At 29.5% G+C, this 17,126-nt stretch carries 14 protein-coding genes and 1 pseudogene; 3 read left to right on the plus strand and 12 right to left on the minus strand.

All coding sequences use genetic code 11. The features are described 5' to 3' along the window. Positions 1-24: 24 nt before the first annotated feature. Entirely contained in the window at positions 25-2,790 is a 2,766-nt protein-coding gene (ileS, locus tag CAMP18498_RS03690) for an isoleucine--tRNA ligase (protein ID WP_337197641.1), read from the minus strand. A gap of 100 nt (positions 2,791-2,890) precedes the next feature. On the opposite strand from ileS, the gene CAMP18498_RS03695 reads away from it, so the two are divergent. After that, positions 2,891-3,982, plus strand: coding sequence for a CinA family protein (locus CAMP18498_RS03695; protein ID WP_337197642.1), 1,092 nt, complete (start codon positions 2,891-2,893; stop codon positions 3,980-3,982). 45 nt (positions 3,983-4,027) lie between these two features. Here the strand turns inward: CAMP18498_RS03695 and CAMP18498_RS03700 are convergent, their stop codons facing one another. From CAMP18498_RS03700 to CAMP18498_RS03735, 8 genes are all read right to left on the minus strand, one after another. Next, positions 4,028-4,525, minus strand: a complete 498-nt coding sequence (locus CAMP18498_RS03700; protein ID WP_337197643.1) for a TlpA family protein disulfide reductase — start codon at positions 4,523-4,525, stop codon at positions 4,028-4,030. Further along, the gene (locus tag CAMP18498_RS03705) at positions 4,486-4,977 is read right to left on the minus strand and encodes a TlpA family protein disulfide reductase (protein ID WP_337197644.1); all 492 of its coding nucleotides are present in this window, start codon (positions 4,975-4,977) and stop codon (positions 4,486-4,488) included. Before CAMP18498_RS03705 ends, CAMP18498_RS03700 begins: the two co-directional genes overlap by 40 nt. Beyond that, positions 4,967-5,623 (minus strand): ABC transporter ATP-binding protein, encoded by a 657-nt coding sequence (locus CAMP18498_RS03710; protein ID WP_263737377.1) that lies wholly within the window; start codon positions 5,621-5,623, stop codon positions 4,967-4,969. Before CAMP18498_RS03710 ends, CAMP18498_RS03705 begins: the two co-directional genes overlap by 11 nt. Next, a complete protein-coding gene (locus tag CAMP18498_RS03715; RefSeq protein WP_337197645.1) occupies positions 5,623-6,738 on the minus strand; it encodes an ABC transporter permease in 1,116 nt (371 codons plus the stop codon). The genes CAMP18498_RS03710 and CAMP18498_RS03715 overlap by 1 nt, the downstream gene beginning before the upstream one ends. After that, complete coding sequence (locus tag CAMP18498_RS03720) at positions 6,728-8,020, minus strand: ABC transporter permease (RefSeq protein WP_337197646.1); 1,293 nt, start codon at positions 8,018-8,020, stop codon at positions 6,728-6,730. The genes CAMP18498_RS03715 and CAMP18498_RS03720 overlap by 11 nt, the downstream gene beginning before the upstream one ends. After that, positions 8,010-9,431, minus strand: coding sequence for a Fe-S-containing protein (locus tag CAMP18498_RS03725; protein WP_337197647.1), 1,422 nt, complete (start codon positions 9,429-9,431; stop codon positions 8,010-8,012). Before CAMP18498_RS03725 ends, CAMP18498_RS03720 begins: the two co-directional genes overlap by 11 nt. 76 nt (positions 9,432-9,507) lie before the next feature. Next, positions 9,508-10,029, minus strand: a complete 522-nt coding sequence (locus CAMP18498_RS03730; protein WP_337197648.1) for an iron transporter — start codon at positions 10,027-10,029, stop codon at positions 9,508-9,510. Then, positions 10,026-12,077, minus strand: a complete 2,052-nt coding sequence (locus tag CAMP18498_RS03735) for an FTR1 family iron permease (protein ID WP_337197649.1) — start codon at positions 12,075-12,077, stop codon at positions 10,026-10,028. Before CAMP18498_RS03735 ends, CAMP18498_RS03730 begins: the two co-directional genes overlap by 4 nt. 325 nt (positions 12,078-12,402) lie before the next feature. Here CAMP18498_RS03735 and CAMP18498_RS03740 point away from each other — a divergent pair. Further along, a pseudogene (locus CAMP18498_RS03740) lies at positions 12,403-13,739 on the plus strand (cation:dicarboxylate symporter family transporter). Here CAMP18498_RS03740 and CAMP18498_RS03745 read toward each other — a convergent pair. Together CAMP18498_RS03745 and CAMP18498_RS03750 are read right to left on the minus strand one after the other, a co-directional pair. Then, complete coding sequence (locus CAMP18498_RS03745) at positions 13,736-14,593, minus strand: D-amino acid aminotransferase (protein ID WP_337197650.1); 858 nt, start codon at positions 14,591-14,593, stop codon at positions 13,736-13,738. The pseudogene CAMP18498_RS03740 and the gene CAMP18498_RS03745 overlap by 4 nt on opposite strands. Positions 14,594-14,604: 11 nt before the next feature. Beyond that, positions 14,605-15,582: a glycosyl transferase family 90 gene (locus CAMP18498_RS03750; protein ID WP_337197651.1), complete on the minus strand. Its 978-nt coding sequence runs from the start codon at positions 15,580-15,582 to the stop codon at positions 14,605-14,607. A 134-nt stretch (positions 15,583-15,716) separates the two neighbouring features. On the opposite strand from CAMP18498_RS03750, the gene CAMP18498_RS03755 reads away from it, so the two are divergent. Further along, the gene (locus CAMP18498_RS03755; RefSeq protein ID WP_337197652.1) at positions 15,717-16,208 is read left to right on the plus strand and encodes a hypothetical protein; all 492 of its coding nucleotides are present in this window, start codon (positions 15,717-15,719) and stop codon (positions 16,206-16,208) included. Here CAMP18498_RS03755 and CAMP18498_RS03760 read toward each other — a convergent pair. Continuing rightward, the gene (locus CAMP18498_RS03760) at positions 16,205-17,125 is read right to left on the minus strand and encodes a hypothetical protein (RefSeq protein WP_337197653.1); all 921 of its coding nucleotides are present in this window, start codon (positions 17,123-17,125) and stop codon (positions 16,205-16,207) included. The two genes, CAMP18498_RS03755 and CAMP18498_RS03760, sit on opposite strands and share 4 nt — an antisense overlap. Between the last annotated feature and the right edge of the window lies 1 nt (position 17,126).

A 17,126-nucleotide genomic window follows, 5' to 3' on the forward strand; every position in this document is an offset into this window, starting at 1 on the left:
ACCACGCTAAAAGGTAAAGCTTGCTCAAACATTTTTTGCTTTTTCCACGCTATTACATCTTGGACATAAGCATTCTTCTTCTTTTGCTAAAAACTTCCAACATCTTGGACACTTGTGCAATGAAGAGCGCACGATTTTAAAACTATGATCATCTATTTTAAACTCACTCAAAGCTTCTTTATCACCTAAGCTTTCTACCGAGCTTACCATAAACCAATCAGCTACTTCTTCAATATCTTCACTCAAAAGCTCATTTGCGCTTATTTGCAAGCTTAACTCTAGGGTTGATTTGATGATTTTATCTTTTTTTAACACATCAACAAGCTCAAAGAATTTTTCTCTTGATTTTATAAATAATTCATCTTCGATTTTATACTCATAATCAAAGCCATTTTTTAATACCAAATCAAACACATCTTTAGCATTTTCTTTAATAGCCACATTTGCATGCTCTAAAGCTTCATCTATGGTGTAAGTTAAACTTGGAGCTAAAAGCGCAAAAAGTTTTCTAGCTATTAGCACCATAGCACTTTGCGCACTTACTCTTTTTGTATCATCTTTTGCATTACAATATAATCTATCTTTGCACACATCTAAGTAAATTCCACTTAAATCCGCACTTAAGAAATTTAAAAGTACACTAAAGCCTTTTGCAAATTCATATTTTCCAAAAGCAGCTTCACATGCTTCAAAAACAACTTTTGCACGCATTAAGATCCACTTATCTAAAAGTGTGAAATTTTTTGTTTCTAAAAATTCCATATCATTAGTATTTGCAAGTAAAAATCTTATAGTATTTCTTATCTTTCTATACTGCTCGCTTACTTGTTTTAAGATATTATCTGAAATTTTTAAGTCCGTTGAATAATCACTAAGCATTATCCAAAGTCTTAAAATTTCTACCCCATAATTTTTAGCTACATTTTGAGGTAAAACCACGTTGCCTTTTGATTTACTCATTTTTTGACCCTTTTCATCAACAGTAAAGCCATGAGTAAGTATGTTTTTATATGGGGTTTTGTGATTAATCACGGTAGAAATTAAAAGTGAGCTTTGAAACCACCCACGGTGCTGGTCACTTCCTTCAAGATACATTGAAGCTTGATATTCTCCTGCGTCATATCTTGCTGAGTTTAATACTGCTTCCCAAGTACTACCACTATCAAACCAAACATCTAAAATATCATAAACTTTTTCTAAATTATTTGGATCATATTTACTATTTGGCGGCAATAAATCTTTTATTTCTAAATCCCACCACGCATCAGCTCCATTTGCTTCAAAAATTCCCACCAAATGATCTAAAATATCATCATCAAAAATCACTTCTTTGGTGTTTTTATCTCTAAAAAATGCGATAGGCACACCCCAATCTCTTTGTCTTGATATACACCAATCAGGGCGATTTTCTATCATAGAGCTAAGTCTTTTTACTCCACTTTCTGGGTAAAATTTCACATTATTTAATTGTTCTAGCGCTAACTCTCTTAAAGATTTTCCATCTAGCTTTTTCTCATCCATTAAGATAAACCATTGTTTTGTGGCTCTATAAATAACCGGTTTATGCGTTCTCCAACAAAATGGATAAGAATGTGTAAATTTAGAACTTTCAAGCAAAGCTTCGCCAAGTAATTCTAAAATACGCTCATTTGCTTTAAAAATATGAAGTCCTATAAACTCATTTAGCAAATGTTCTGGTAAAAGCCTTTTAGCTCTTAGTGTTTCATCATAACATCCACCATCATCTACTGGCATAATCACTTCAATGCCATATTTTAAGCACACATAATAATCATCCTCACCATGTCCTGGTGCAGTATGCACAAGCCCTGTTCCACCTTCCATTAAAACATGATCACCTAAAATAAGAGTGGATTTTCTTTGATTGAGTGGATTAATAGCACTTAAATTTTCAAATTCAACACCTAAAAGTTCTTTTTGAATTTTTCCTTGAGTGAAGTTTTTATTGATCATATTTTCAAGCAAGGCTTTAGCAAAAATATAACCTTCTTCAGTGATAACATATTTTTCATTTGGATTTAAAGATATAGCTTGATTTGCCGGTAAAGTCCAAGGCGTGGTAGTCCAAATAACTGCTTTAGCTTTTTTTACACCTAGCTTTTCAAGGGAAGTCTTATCAAGCTCAAAAGCTACAAAAATAGAATAATCTTCTTTATCTTCATACTCTACTTCAGCTTCTGCTAATGCACTCTTAGCAGCCCAACTCCAAAAAACAGGCTTGCTTCTTTCTAGTAAAAGTCCTTTTTTAGCGATCTTACACAAAGCTTTGTAAATGTCAGCTTCAAAAGCATTTTTCATAGTCAAGTATGGCTCATCCCAATCAGCAATCACACCCAAAGACTTAAATTCATCTCTTTGGATATTTACAAATTCTCTCGCATGCTCTCTACAAAACTCACGAATTTCTTTTTTGCTTAAACTTTGCTTTTTATCTTTAAGTTTAACCTCAACTTGCTGTTCTATCGGCAAACCATGACAATCCCAACCCGGAGTAAAACGCACTTTTTTACCTTGAAAATAATGCATTTTTATGATGATATCTTTTAAAATTTTATTTAAAGCATGGCCAATATGCAAATGTCCATTAGCATAAGGAGGGCCATCATGCAGAGTAAAACTCTCACTTACCCCTTGTCTTTTTTGTTTCATTTTTTCATAAGCATAGTTGTTTTCAAACCACTTGCTAAAACGCTTAAGCTCAAGCTCTGCTAAATTTGCACGCATTGCAAAAGTCGTATTTGGAAGCAATAGCGTATCTTTATAATCCATATAATCCACCTTGAAAAATTTAAAAATAGTAAATTCTACTTAAAATACTTTTAATTTGCACTTATTTTTTTGTTATAATCGCAAGAAAAAAAGGAAAATCATGAAACATCTTATCATCATTATAGGTAGTGAAATCATCATTAATGAAAATTATATGCATTATATACAAGAAGAATACAAAAAGCAGTTTTTAGAACTTCATGAGCTAAAATTTATAAACAAACCTGACAAAGAACTTCCTTTTTTACTTGAAAAACTTTCTAAAGAATATAACTATATAACCATTTTTAGCATTAGCGAATACTATACAACCATAGCTAAAATCATAGCAACCTTAAATGATGATGTTTTAATATTAGAAAATAACACCTTAGTGCCTTCAAAAGCTTTGCGTGAAAAAAATTCCTTTTTAAGCTCTTTTGAGCAATGTCATATTAATTTATTAAACATAAATATAGAGCAAAAATTGCCTTTAATTTTACAAAATCCTGAGCTTGACTATGCCTATTTTTGTCTTTTAGATATAGATGAAACGAGTGCAAATATCCTACTTAGTACACTTACTACTTCTTTTGAAATTCAAACTAGCTCAAGTGCATTATTAGATAATCTCATTTGTATTAGAGCAAGCGCTAGTCAATATGGAAAACTAGAAGGATTTTTAAAAGGAGTGTTTAAACTTTTTACAGGCAAAGTATTTTTAGGAAATGATCCTATTAAATTTATAGCTAAAAAACTTTTAGAAAAAAACTTAAAAATTTCCTTTGCAGAAAGCTGTACTGCAGGGCTTTGTGCTTCAAAATTTGCTGAAAATTCAGGAATTTCTAGTGTGTTTGAGGGTTCTTTAATCACTTATTCTAATCGTTTGAAAAATTCTTGGCTTGGAGTAAGTAATGATACCTTAGAAAGTGTTGGAGAATACTCTGATCGTTGTATTTATTTTATGCTAAAAGGGGTTTTTAAAACCACAAATTGTGATTTTGCTTTAGCGCTTAGTGGGGTAGCTGGAGAAGAAAATGATAAAAATACCAAAGCAGGCACCATCTACATAGGAGCTATGTATAAAGATGGAACCTTTTTGCAAGAATGCATTCACATACAAGGCAATAGAAACTACACAAGAGAACAAGCTAGTTTGGCTGCATATTGTTTAATGCTTAGATTAAAACCTGAAATTTTCTTTGGTGTTTAACAAATCTTGTGCGCTAAAATTCGTACATTTTTAAAAATTTAAACATTATTGCAGAAATTTAATTTTATTTTCTAAAACACTTTTTGGGGTAAGTCCGATGAATTTTTCATTTATTTTGCCTTTTTCATCATAAAAAACTATCACAGGCACACCATAAATTCCACCCACAGCTTTAGACAAAAATGAACTTGCTTTGGCTTCATATAAAAGTGGTAAATCTAGCTTTTTTTCCAAAAGAATTTTTTGAGCTTCTTCTTTTGAATTAGCTCCATTCAGTACCGCTAAAATAGGAAAGTTTCTTTCTTTATAAAGCTCGTTTAGCTTAGGAATTTGCGCACTACACGCACCACAATCTTGCGTGAAAAAAAATAAAGCATAAGCTTGATTTGCATTTTGCGTTTTTAAGGTTTTTTCAAAACCATCATATTTGAAAGTATAGTTTTGATTTGAATTTAGGGTTTGAAATTCATTATTCGAGCATGCACTAAAGAAAAAAACACTTATTAAAGCCAAGAAGCAATAGATGCTTTTAGTTGCGACCATGGTTTTTCTCCTATAATTTTATCTTGTACAATCCCATCTTTAATGACAAAAGTAGTTGGCACCGCAAAAACACTAAATCTTTGCCATGAGATATCTAAATCATCTTGCAAAAATGTGATATTTTTGTAATCATATTTTGTAGCAAATTCTTCAAAATCTTTACCTTTATCTATAGAATCAAGCGCTAAAATAGTCATTTTTTTAGGGTATTCATTGACTAGTTTTTCCAAAAGTGGTAAGTCTTTTAAACAAGATGCACAACCTTGCTCCACAAAGGTTAAAACGATAAGATTATCAAAATCAGCTAGTTTGATTTTCTCACCTTCTAAATTTTTTGCTGCGATTTCTGGTGCTTTTAAGCCTATTTTACCACCATTTTTATTGTTGTTTTCAAAACACGCACTTAAAAAAACTAAACATAAACAAGCTAAAATTATACTTTTAATTTTCACTTTTCATCACTCCATGGCTTAAAATGATAGTTCTATCAGCAAAGGTGGCTAAGTCTGGATTGTGAGTGATTAAAACTATAGTTTTGCCATCTTGTTTTAATTTACAAAAAAGCTCTAGAATGTTTTTTTCATTTGCCTCATCTAAATTTCCAGTTGGCTCATCTGCTAATAAAATTTCAGGATCATTCACCAAAGCTCTTGCTATACATAGCCTTTGTTGCTCCCCGCCACTTAATTGGCTAGGTAAATGCGTAAGTCTGTGTGAAAGCCCTACTTTTTCTAGTGCCATTATAGCGTCTTTTTGTTCTATACTTGAGTGATAAAACTGAGCCAGCATAACATTTTCTAAGGTATTTAAATAAGGTATTAAATGAAATTGTTGAAAAATTAAGCCTATTTTTTCCCTTCTAATTACACTTTTTTCTTCTTCGCTTAAATTTCCAACTTCTTTATCATCTAAAAAATACTCCCCACTACTTTGAGTATCCATCAAAGAAAGTATATTTAAAAGCGTTGATTTACCTGAACCTGATGGACCCATGATAGCTAGCCATTCGCCTTGCTTTACTTCTAGGTTGATATTTTGTAAAGCTTTAACTTCATTAAAATTACGATTTAAATTTGAAATTTTTATAATATTTTTCATCACTCACCCTTTAAATTTTCACAAACATTGATTTTTAAAGCTTTTTTTAGCGGTAAGATACTTGCAAAAAATGCAAATACTAAAGAAACAAGCACCGCAAAAAACACTGAAAGCAACCTAAAATCTATACTTGCATTAAAAATCAAATACCCAAAAATATTTGCCAAAAAATATCCACAAAAAGCACCGAGCAAACTCGCACTTAAACTTAAAATAAACACTTCAGCTCCAAAGAGCTTAATAACTTCTTTATGCTTAGCTCCTAGTGCAAGGTGCAAGGCTATTTCTTTTTTTCTTGAAAAAATCACTGCGCTAAGAGTGGTATTTACACTCAAAGAACTAATGAGTAAAATCGTTAAACTAATCAAAGCCATTAAAGCTTTAATCTTTTCTAAAATCACACCTTCGCTAATGGACACTGAAGCTATGACTTTGGCTTCTACATTAGCCTTGCTAAGTTCTTTTGCTTTTTGATCTAAACTTTCATAATCACCTAGTAAAATAGCTTGAGCATAATTTATCACTTCTTTAGCTGCTAACTCTTGTGCTTTTTTTAAAGAAATGATTAAAACCCCATCTTGCTCATCGTTGCTTCTTAAAATAGCTTTGATTTTTACTTTGACTATTTTGGAAATACTTGGATTATAAATTTGTAATTCTTGTCCTATTTTAAGCTCAAGTTGCTTAGCTAAATCAGCCCCTACAAAGGCACTATCTTCACTAAAATCACTCAAAGAAAAACTTCCTTTTAAAACCTCCATAAAAGGCTTGGTAAGCTTTAAATTTGCAAAATCAACCCCAACAACTACCGCACTTGAACTTTCAAGATTATAAAAACCATATAAAAATGGGGTTAAAGCTTTTGCTTTCAAATTTTCTTTGACTTGATTAAATTCATCCATGCTTAAAAACTCACCGTCTTTTGGCGTGATGATAAAATTAGCTCCATAAGCCTTTAATTCTTTAGATAATTTTGTGTCAATATCAAAATAAATATTAAAAAATGAAGCACTGACCATAGCACCCATAAACACAGCTATAAAAATAATACAAACTCTTTTATAAGAAAAAATAAGAGATTTAAAAACCTCTTGCATAAAAAAATTATTTGCCATATAAAACCTCTGAAGTAGAAAGTTTAGAAATTCCTTTAATAGAGAACAAACATCCTAAAAATACTATAAGCACCGCAAAAAATAAGCAAATTGGTAAAATAATCCAAGATATAGCAATAGTATGATCAAATATACTTAGAGCAATAACTTCTGAAACTCCCACACCAAAAGTAAAACCAAAAACTGCTCCAACCAAAGCTACTACAACCCCTTCTAGTACAAAAATCATATAAATTTGCAAAGTGCTAGCACCCAAAGCTTTTAAAAGTCCTATTTCGCTTTTTCTTCTAGAAATATCTGCACTCATTAAAGATGATATGGCTATGGAAGCTACGATTAAGCATATAATGCTAACTACTGCCATTAAAGATTGAATTTTGGATACTATCAAACTTTCTGCATCTGAAATCGCACTCACTACTTTTGTGCTAGCGCCTTTAAAATCTTCTGCGATTTGATAAGCAATAGAACTTACATAAGCGGTACAATACCACTGATCATACTCAAGCTGATCAAGACTATCTACATCACGTCTTGCTTTTTGTGCTAAATCATTTTCAGGTATAGTCAAAGCTGAAACTTCTGCTTTGGCAAATAAACCTTCTTTTCTAGAAAGTTTTTGTGCTAAAAGTAAAGAAGTAATGATTTTATTTGAAAAGGCTTGAGTTAAGTCTATAATACCAACAATTTTTACTTTAAAAATTTGATCATTTTGCATCAGGGTGATTTCATCATCTATTTTTAAATCATACTTTTGCACTAAGTCTTTTCCTAGCATTATTTCATCTAAACTATCATCTTTTGGGTAGTTTCCTTTGATTTGACTATATTTGTATAATTCTTTAATACCCGCATAAAAATCATCATCATCTTGAATCTTTATAGCCTTATCAAAATAAGTTCCCACTAAAGAGATATTTTCATAATTTACATTTGGAGTTTGAATTTTTACCTGAGTATCTAAAAATGGCGCAAAGGCATTGATATTATTTCTCCAAAAAATTTCTTTTATAGTATGGATCTTGTTTTCTTCTAAAAAATTTTGATTTTTCAAAGGCTCATAAATTTTATTACCCACTTCTACACTCAAACTTGCGCCTTTAGGTAAAACTAAAATGTTCGATCCATAACTTCTTAATTCTTTTGTAATTTCATTACCTATACCCAAAGTAAGATTTAACATAGTAGCCATAAGTAAAGTAGCTAAAAAAATCGTTAGCAAAGCTAGGGATTTTTGAATTTTATTTTGAAAAATAGAGTTTTTTACAATCTTAACTTGCATAGTCATTTCCTAATAAATTATGAATTCTATATTTTGAAGTCTTATTCATATCGATGTATTTTAAAGGATCGTTTTTAAACTCTTCATAATTTTTTTCATTAGCAAAAAAATATGTTCTTCCTTTATAAACATAAGATCTTGGTGCTTTTAAGTTAATAAGCTCAGTATGATCAATAGGATCATAAACTTTCTTTTCTACTACTTGAGTGAAAAAATTTACCCCATCTAAAATTTCTGAAAAAGGTATGATAACCTTACCATTTTCAAATTTATATTTCATAGGGATAGGATTACACCCACCTGCCTTACCTACACTTGGTAAGAAAATTCTAACATTGCATGAAATACAAATTAACTCTCCACCTTTTTTAACATAACCCATATCCCCACATATGCTACAAGCATCAAAAACTGCTACTGGAGAGTCTTTATCTTCTCTTTTGTTAATTAAGAAAAATCTCACTACCTTACCTTCATCACTAATATAAGCAAAGCGGTGTAAATTATTATCTCTTAAAATAGCTACATCAAAAACAAATTCATCATTTTCATTTGGCTCTACATAGGTTGGCTCGTCTATGGTTACCGGTCTTGAAGTATGCAAGTCATAAAAGAGAAAAATACAAAGACTCAAAATCATAGCACTAAAAATACTTGCACTAAAATTAGTTATAGTTGAATTTTTTGCTTGATTTTTTCTAAATTCTATATCAAAATCTTTTTTCTTGCTGTTGTCACTCACTCTTTGCTTTAGAGCTAAAACTATGCAAATAAATAATGATAAAAACCATATGTATGCATAAAATTTAGCATAATATACACTTTTTGCCACATAGCTTAAATATAAACTTTCTGTTTCTATCACACCTTCTCTCATAAGGTACAATAAAATTTGCGCTAAAGCTTCATTTAGATAAAAAATCACGATAATGAGTAAAAATAAATTTAAAAACTTAAATTTAAATCCCCTTAACCATCTTGTAAAAAGATAAACCCCAAAACACATAACAAAAGCAAGCAAAATAAGCCCAAAAGAACTAATCGCTAAAGAATCTAAAAAATTAGTGCTTAATATAGGAAAGTCAATAGAAATATGTAAGTATTTTATACCAAAAGCAAAAGATAATAAAAAAAGCAATATTGCTTGAATTTTTTCTTTTAAAAAATTATTTTTTATAAAAGAAAAAATGATAATACCCAAAGACAATAAAACAAATAAAATATCATTAGAAAAATATAACAAATCATAACTTAGTGTTTTAGCGCTAATAAAAAAGGCAAAATAAGAAAAAACAAAACCCACAAAAGCAAGTTTAAACACTAAAGAATTTTTTAAATTATAAAAAAATAAAGCACTCAAAAGCGCATAAGAAAAAAATACTCCAAAAAAATGTACAAAATAAATCGACATAAGCTCTTCTTTGATAGAATTTATTTATAAAATCAATAATTTCATAAATAAACCCTAGCAAAAAGCTAGGGAAAAATCACTTAGGTTTTCCTGCGTATTTGAAGTTATATTTAACCGAAAATGGCTCAAACCACTTGCCAACACCTGTTTCTTTATCAACATGGCGTCCAAAACCTTGTTTTTCTGGGCTTTCTATTAAAAATACTAACTCATAATTTCCTATGCCTGTATCCATTTTTAAATTTGCACCATAGTGAGGGCCATCATCTGCTACCATAGGCATAAGAATTCCTGTTTTTACTTTACCATTATCTAAATTTGTAAGCTTATAAGCTATAGTTAAATAAGGGATCCAAAAACCTTCTGGAAAGCCGTTTTTATTGCCCTTTAATGCATGGATATCTGCTTCAAGGTGAATATCTGCTAAACTTGCTGCAAGATCAATCCCTCTTGGTTCCATTTCGATTGGTTGTAAATAAACCGCTGCTATTTCCATACCATTTAACTCATAAGGATCGCCAATTGGCACCTCTGCTGCAAAAACTGAACTAGCTAAAATACTAGCTGCTGCGCCTAAACTTAATAAAGTTTTTTTCATATTTTTTCCCTTTTATCTGAAATTTGCTTTGTTATAAAAATACCCATAATGAGTAAGATTAAAACCATAAACTGAGGTATGATGCTCTCATAGTAAGGATAAATTCCAAGCCATAAAATTCCTTCAAAATCAAAAGGAAGTAAGCTTGGGGTGATAACCTTAGCTTCTATGAACTCACCAATGCCTTTGCCTGTAAAGACAAAGACCATATAAAAAATAATGTATGAAGTTATATAGAAAAATTGTTTTACTGGTATTTTTAAAGCACCAGCTTTTAATAAATAATAAAGTATGATAAGTATAATTAATCCACTAGCTAATCCTATAAATATAAGACTATAATCTATGCTTGTTTTTGCATCAAATAATAAAGCCTGATAAAAAAGAATAGTTTCAGCACCTTCTCTATATACAGCTAAAAACACACTAAACCATAAGGTTTTTGCTGAATTATTTGAGATAGCTTCAACTGCTTGAGTTTTTACATAATTTGCCCATTTTTTATTTTGTGCATTTGACAAAAGCCAAAAACCCACATAAAATAATAATGCAACAGCCACAAGCATAGTAATGCCCTCTAAAAGTTCTCTGCTTTGTCCTGCTTGTTCTTTAAAAATCCACGATATAAAAAATGCCGTTACAAAGCTTAAAAACACTCCACTCCAAAGTGCTGAATATACTATATTTAAACGCTTTTTATTGCCACTTTGAACTAGGTATGAAACTATAGCTACAATGATAATTAAAGCTTCCAAACCCTCTCTTAAAATAATACCTAAAGCCCATATAAATAAAGACATAGGCGAGGATTCTTGAATTTTATCCAAAGAGCTTTCTACTAAGGTACTAAGCTCATCAAAATTTTGCTTTAATTCTTCTTTAGAGGCACTTGCCTTAATAAGTGCAACACCTTTTGAAAAATAACTTTCTATTTTTAATTTTAAAGCACTATCAATAGTACCAATTTTACTTTCCATACCACTTGCTTCAAAAATATCCAAATACACATTTTGTAAAGCATCTATACTATTTAAATTAAATCCCTCATAATTTTGCAAAATATCATTAAGAGCAATTTTCATATCATCATATACTTTAGTATAGTTTTTAGCGCTCATAGCGCTCTCGTCAAAACCTTTAACCTGAAGTAAAGCTAATTCCTCTTTAGGTAATGCTAAAAACGCTTCATATAATAAATCTGATATACTTGAAATTTCATCTCTGATAGTTTTTTCATCTAAAGTATTAGCATTGATTTTTCTTATAATAGTTCTAAGCTTGGTTTGAATTTTTTTATCCACCCCTGCTTTAGTATATCTTGCTACTAAAACTTCTACTTTTGAGTTTCTATAGTCTTCAAACAATGCTGATTGAATCAAATCTTTAGCTTTTTGATAGTCTTTATTTATAAAAGCTAATGCAGCTTGATCAAGCTTTGAAATCATAGAATCCATCAAAAATTGCAATCTTGCATCCAAAGCTGAAGCTTCTTGCAAAGCTAGTAATACTTCATCTTTTTGAGTGTTTTGCTCTTGAGTAGCCAAACTTTGAGTTGAGTTTTGCGAAGTTTGCTCTTTAACATCTTCTCCAAGTAAAGCTACAAACATCGCCTCAGCTTGCGCTTGGCGCTCTTTTTCTGCTTTTAAAGATGAGCTTTCGGCTGCTTTTTTATCATAATTTACATCACTAGCTTCAGCTTTAAGCTGAAAACCTTTTTCTAAAATAGGAACTATTTCATCTAAATCAAAATACAAACTACTAATCAAAGCTTCTATTTTAGAAAAATCTTCTTTATCTTTATATAGCTTTCTTAAATTAACAAATTTACGCTCCATAACAATGGCTTTTCTACCGACATTACGTCCAATAGAACCTTCCATGATTTCAAAATGCTGAAAGTATGCATCTTCTGCCTTTTTTTTCGCTTCTAAATTTTTATTTTCTTTATATAAAATCATACTTTCATTTAAAATTTGTTTGATTGCTTGAGCTTCTTTTTGATAACCAATCTCTCTAGCATAAACAATAGAACAAAATAAAAAAATCATTAACAAACTTATTTTTTTAAACACTATTTTACTCCGAAATGATATTCATTTTTAAAATCATAGTCGCAAGTATAGTACTAGCTTTCTTAAATTTAGATAAACATTATCATTATTTATTTCATAATAAATAATACAAAAATACTACAAAATGCTACTTTTAGCTACAAAATAAGCTAAAAAATTCTTATTTTTAAGAATATTGTTTATTTTTTATTTATTTTAATCATAAAAATAAGTTTTTCTTTGCTAATATGTGTTGTTTTTAAAATTACAAGTAGTTTTTGTGTTAGTAATCACTCATTAAAAACCAAGCAAGTTCAAAAAAATGTTAAAAAATTTAGGTTTTTGGGTGATTATAGGAATTATAGCTGATATTAGTCTTGGTTTGTTAGATAAAGAGCTTGCATTAGCTAGTAAAATCGGAGTGGATTATTTTATACAAGCTTTAAAAATTCTCATAGGACCTATTATATTTTTAACTATTGTTTCAGGAGTTGTTAGTCTTGAAAGCTTAAAACAAGTTGGAAGTATAGGGTGCTAAAGCTTTATTATACTTTGAAGTAATGAGTACTTTTGCTTTAGCTATTGGTATTTTTATGGCAAATATTATGAGACCTGGAAAAGGAATGAATCTTGATCCAAGTACCTTAGTTAAAGATAGTGTAGCTCAGTTTGTCAATAACAATATAGAAATAAGCGCGCAAAATGAGATTTTGCATATTTTAAAAGATGCTATACCTACTGACATCATCGCTGCTTTTAGCGAAGGAAAAACCTTGCAAATCTTAGTTATAGCTCTAGCTTGTGCTTTTATTATTTCGCTTATGAGAATTGATGAGAGAAAAGCAATACAAAAAACATTAGAAATAATGCAAAGCTTTGTTTTTAAAATTCTAGAAATCATTATGTATTTTTCTCCTATTGCTGCTTTTTCTACGATGGCTTTTTTTAGTGGCAAAATATGGGCTTGATTTTTTATTAAATTTAGGATATTTGCTTATTGTTATGCTACTTGCTTCTTTGCTTTTTATCTTTGGAGTTTTAGGACTTATTTGTTTTATTGCCAAAGTTAATATTTTTAAATTTATGCGTTTTATTTCAAGAGAAGTTTTGATAGTTTTTGCCACAAGCTCTAGCGAATCAGCATTAGCTCCACTTATGAGAAAACTTGAAAAAGCAGGAATTTCAAAGGCCACTGTGGGTTTAGTATTGCCAACTGGGTATAGTTTTAATCTTGATTGTACTAATATTTATTTAGCTATGAGTTTGATTTTCCTTGCGCAAGCTTTTAATGCAGAGCTTTCTTTAACGCATGAAATTAGCATTTTAATCGTACTGATGATAGCTTCAAAAGGTGCAGTTGGTGTAACTGGTTCAGGTTTTATCATACTAGGAAGTATGCTGGCAGCTTTATCTAATATACATATAGCAGAAGCTAATAATGGCTTAGGGGCAAGCTTGGGAGAGGTTTTACCTGTGGCTGCTATTTCTATACTTTTGGGCGTGGATAAATTTATGTCTGAAATTCGTGCAGTAGGAAATTTATGTGGTAATAGTGTAGCAGCTTTAATCGTAGCTATTTGGGATAAACAAATAGACTGGGAAAAATTCCGCTACGCTCTTGATAATCCTAAAGAATTTACAAACGCAGGTTTTGATTAAAAAACCTCTTTTTGTATTTTTTCTACATATTTTTCTCTTAGCTTTTGAGTATAAAAACCCACCTTACCATCATTAATTACCCTACTATCTGCTTTTATAACACCCAAAATCAAAAAAGTAGCTGCAGAAATAAACACCTCATCAGCTTCATACACTTCTTTCATACTAAAAGCTCTTTGATCTACTTTAAGATCAAGTTCTTTTACAAATTTTAATATATTTTTACGGCGAATTCCTGGTAAAATCTCATTAGAAAATGGCTTAGTGATTAAAGTTTTATCTTTTATAATAAAAGCTGAACTACTAGAAGCTTCCGTTACCAAAGTATTTTCCACCATAAAAGCTTCAAAAACCTTAGCTTTTATAGCTTCTTCTTTTGCAAGACATTGAGCTAATAAAGAAATAGATTTTATATCTCTTCTTTTCCATCTTAAATCAGCTGTTGAAATAACACTCACCCCGTTTTTAGCATGCTCATGCTCAATCACCTTGCATTCAAAAGCAAAAGCCATAATAGTAGGTTTTAATCCCTTTAAAAGAGCAAAATTTCTACTAGCAACCCCTCTAGTAACTTGCATATAAAGCCCGCCTTCTTTAAGAGAATTTTTAATGATTAATTGCTCTAAAATATTTTCAAATTCTTCTTTTGTATAAGGAATTTGTAGTTCAATTTGAGCCAAACTGCGCTCAAAACGCTCCCAAAATTCTTCTTTGTCAGCTATTTTTGCATTTACTACAGGAACTACTTCATAAATTCCATCCCCAAAGATAAAACCTCTATCAAAAACACTCACTTTAGCTTCGCTAGCTTTTACAAACTCATCATTTAAAAATACCACTTCCATTTCTTGCATAAACTCTCCTTTTAATCAAATAAATCAATAATATCCTTTGGCAAATCAAGCTGATTAGAATAATAAAAATACTTAGCTAAAACTAAAATTCCTATATAAAATTCTATCTTTTCATCTAAAAATTGCTCTATGTAAGCATGGGCATTTTGAATGATTTCTTTTGCTCTATGCGAATTAGCTAAATAATAATCAAGCAAAGCTTCTACATTTTCATAATGATCATCAATCAAAGCAAAATGTTCATTTGGAACTAACTTTCCCTCCATAAACCAAGTTTCATAGCGCATTTTTGGGGCTAAAACTAAAGAATTTGTTTTCATCGCCCACTTTAAGTTGCTTGCTACATCATTACCTTCTAATGAAAGTAAAAATTTAAACTGAGTTTGATAGGCTCTGCTAATTTTAAAATTTAAATTTTTAATCCATTTTTCGGCTTGAATTTTTCTACCACCAATATGAGCAATATCACAACGAGGATTATCAAAATACTTTTCAAAAAATTTAATACGATGAGGCTGATAAATCGCGCCTCTAAAAAAAAGTAAATCTTTTTTATCTTCAAATTGGTTTTTATCTTGTATAAAATCAAAATGTCTGTTTTTGTCTAATTTTAAAATGATATTATTAAAACCATTTTCAACCGGTCTTGATTTAGCTATACTTGGATATTTAAGATTATAACTAATATCCCCAAAACCTTTAATCCATAAAAAATCATCATCAAAATACTTACTGATTGCATAAGCATCATAAGCATAGGAAGTTTTTTTAAAAGGAAATTTTCCTATTTTTTCATAATTTTGAAAATTTTTTATATCAAAAAAATCATTTTGCAGATTATAATAATTTAAACGAGTAATAATATTATCTATATTTTTTGATTTTAAAATTTCTTTTAAAATATTTTGCAATTGATTTTGATAAATTTTTCTAGGTATAAAACTTTTAGCTATGCCTTTTACATTCATCATAAATCTAGAATCTGCCATTTTTCTTCCATTTTGATATTAAGATAATATAAAATTTTAACACAAGATTTCATTTACAAGACTTAAAAATTTAGTTTATTTAAAAACAAAAATGTTAAAATCACAAAAATCACATACTAATTTTGGGTAAAACAATGAAAATACAAGAATTTATTTTAAACTTTATTTTTAAAGTTTCAAATCAACCTGTTAATTTAAAAGATTTATTAGAAGCAAACGCCTTGCTTAATGAAGGCATGATGGTAGATCCTGCAAAATTAAATTTTAAATTTAAAGTATTTAATTCTTATCTTATTTATGCATTTTTTTGCGCTTTAATTATCATTCCTCTAATTTTAATTACACATTATTTTTTAACAATTATTGATTTTCATATTAGTATTTTAAGTGCTATTTTTGTTACTGCTTGTGTTTTTATTGGCTATGATATTTTTAAAATTTACACTAGAAAAATCATCAGCAAAAGATTGTTAAAAAAAGCTTGGGTTTTACATTTTCCATATTTTGCTTATGAAAAATACTCAAAAATAGCAGAAAATATTTATAATCAAGCTATTAAAGAAGAAATTCCAAAAAATCAACTCGAGCAATATGTTTTAGAAAAAATCATTCAAACACAAGATTAATCTAAAAAGTCTAAAACTTGATTTTGAAAATACAGTGCTTCAAGCTGTCTTTGAAGCTCTTTGTTTTCTTCATCTAAAACAAGCTCTTGTGATCTTAAATCCGCTATATCTCTACTTACATAATAAATTTGATTTCTAATATAAATTTGTGGGAAAAATATCAATAAAGCAAATACTATCATTAAACCTGCGTATAATAAATTTTTAGGACTTAAATTTTTATTTTCATCACTTACTATACTATCTAAAAGCTCATATTTATCTTCTTGATTATATTCTTGGTTTTCTTCAAGTCTTACTTTTTCTTCTAAAATTTTTTGTTCTTGTTTAGCTAATTTTTCTTTTTCTTTTAATTCTTCTTGAGCTTTTTTTATTTTTTCTTGTTCGATTTTTTTTTGCTCTTTTAATTCTTGCTTGAGTTTAGCTTTTTCTTTTCTTTTTTCTTTTAAATCTTGAAATTTTGAAGTGACAAAGACATTACTTTGAGTAAGAATTTTAGATATTTGAAGAGAATCTTTATTTTCTTGCTCTTTTTCTGTTTTTTTTACTTCTTGTGGTGATTTGCTACTTTTAAACGTTTTGGAATTTGCAATATTTTTTTTATCAAATTTTTCTTTTTGTTTTTTGAAAAAATTAAGTTGAAGTTTGAAAGGTTTTTTTTCTTCTAATTTGACATTAATCAAATCCTCTTTTAAATAAATAGCAGATTGTTTTTTAGGTTTTTCTTCATATTCTTCATCAAAGTCTGTAAATTTAGGTCTTTTTTTACGTTGTATTCTATTTTTTAATATACGATCACTTTCATTAAAATTTTGCTCATATTCTTCATAAGGCCTACCTTCTTTTATGGCCCTAGAATATTTCAACATTTTTTCACGTATATTTTGTTTTTCTTTTAAAAAATCATCTTCAACCATT

Source organism: Campylobacter sp. W0066.2, from assembly GCF_024723515.1.
Lineage (GTDB): Bacteria > Campylobacterota > Campylobacteria > Campylobacterales > Campylobacteraceae > Campylobacter_D.

Excerpts from the sequence above, each read along its gene's own strand:
- CAMP18498_RS03760 (WP_337197653.1), bottom strand. The coding sequence starts at position 17,125 with ATGGTTGAAGATGATTTTTTAAAAGAAAAACAAAATATACGTGAAAAA.
- CAMP18498_RS03725 (WP_337197647.1), bottom strand. The coding sequence starts at position 9,431 with ATGTCGATTTATTTTGTACATTTTTTTGGAGTATTTTTTTCTTATGCG.
- CAMP18498_RS03695 (WP_337197642.1), top strand. The coding sequence starts at position 2,891 with ATGAAACATCTTATCATCATTATAGGTAGTGAAATCATCATTAATGAA.
- CAMP18498_RS03735 (WP_337197649.1), bottom strand. The coding sequence starts at position 12,077 with ATGATTTTTTTATTTTGTTCTATTGTTTATGCTAGAGAGATTGGTTAT.
- ileS (WP_337197641.1), bottom strand. The coding sequence starts at position 2,790 with ATGGATTATAAAGATACGCTATTGCTTCCAAATACGACTTTTGCAATG.
- CAMP18498_RS03700 (WP_337197643.1), bottom strand. The coding sequence starts at position 4,525 with ATGGTCGCAACTAAAAGCATCTATTGCTTCTTGGCTTTAATAAGTGTT.
- CAMP18498_RS03720 (WP_337197646.1), bottom strand. The coding sequence starts at position 8,020 with ATGCAAGTTAAGATTGTAAAAAACTCTATTTTTCAAAATAAAATTCAA.
- CAMP18498_RS03710 (WP_263737377.1), bottom strand. The coding sequence starts at position 5,623 with ATGAAAAATATTATAAAAATTTCAAATTTAAATCGTAATTTTAATGAA.
- CAMP18498_RS03730 (WP_337197648.1), bottom strand. The coding sequence starts at position 10,029 with ATGAAAAAAACTTTATTAAGTTTAGGCGCAGCAGCTAGTATTTTAGCT.
- CAMP18498_RS03750 (WP_337197651.1), bottom strand. The coding sequence starts at position 15,582 with ATGGCAGATTCTAGATTTATGATGAATGTAAAAGGCATAGCTAAAAGT.
- CAMP18498_RS03715 (WP_337197645.1), bottom strand. The coding sequence starts at position 6,738 with ATGGCAAATAATTTTTTTATGCAAGAGGTTTTTAAATCTCTTATTTTT.
- CAMP18498_RS03755 (WP_337197652.1), top strand. The coding sequence starts at position 15,717 with ATGAAAATACAAGAATTTATTTTAAACTTTATTTTTAAAGTTTCAAAT.
- CAMP18498_RS03745 (WP_337197650.1), bottom strand. The coding sequence starts at position 14,593 with ATGCAAGAAATGGAAGTGGTATTTTTAAATGATGAGTTTGTAAAAGCT.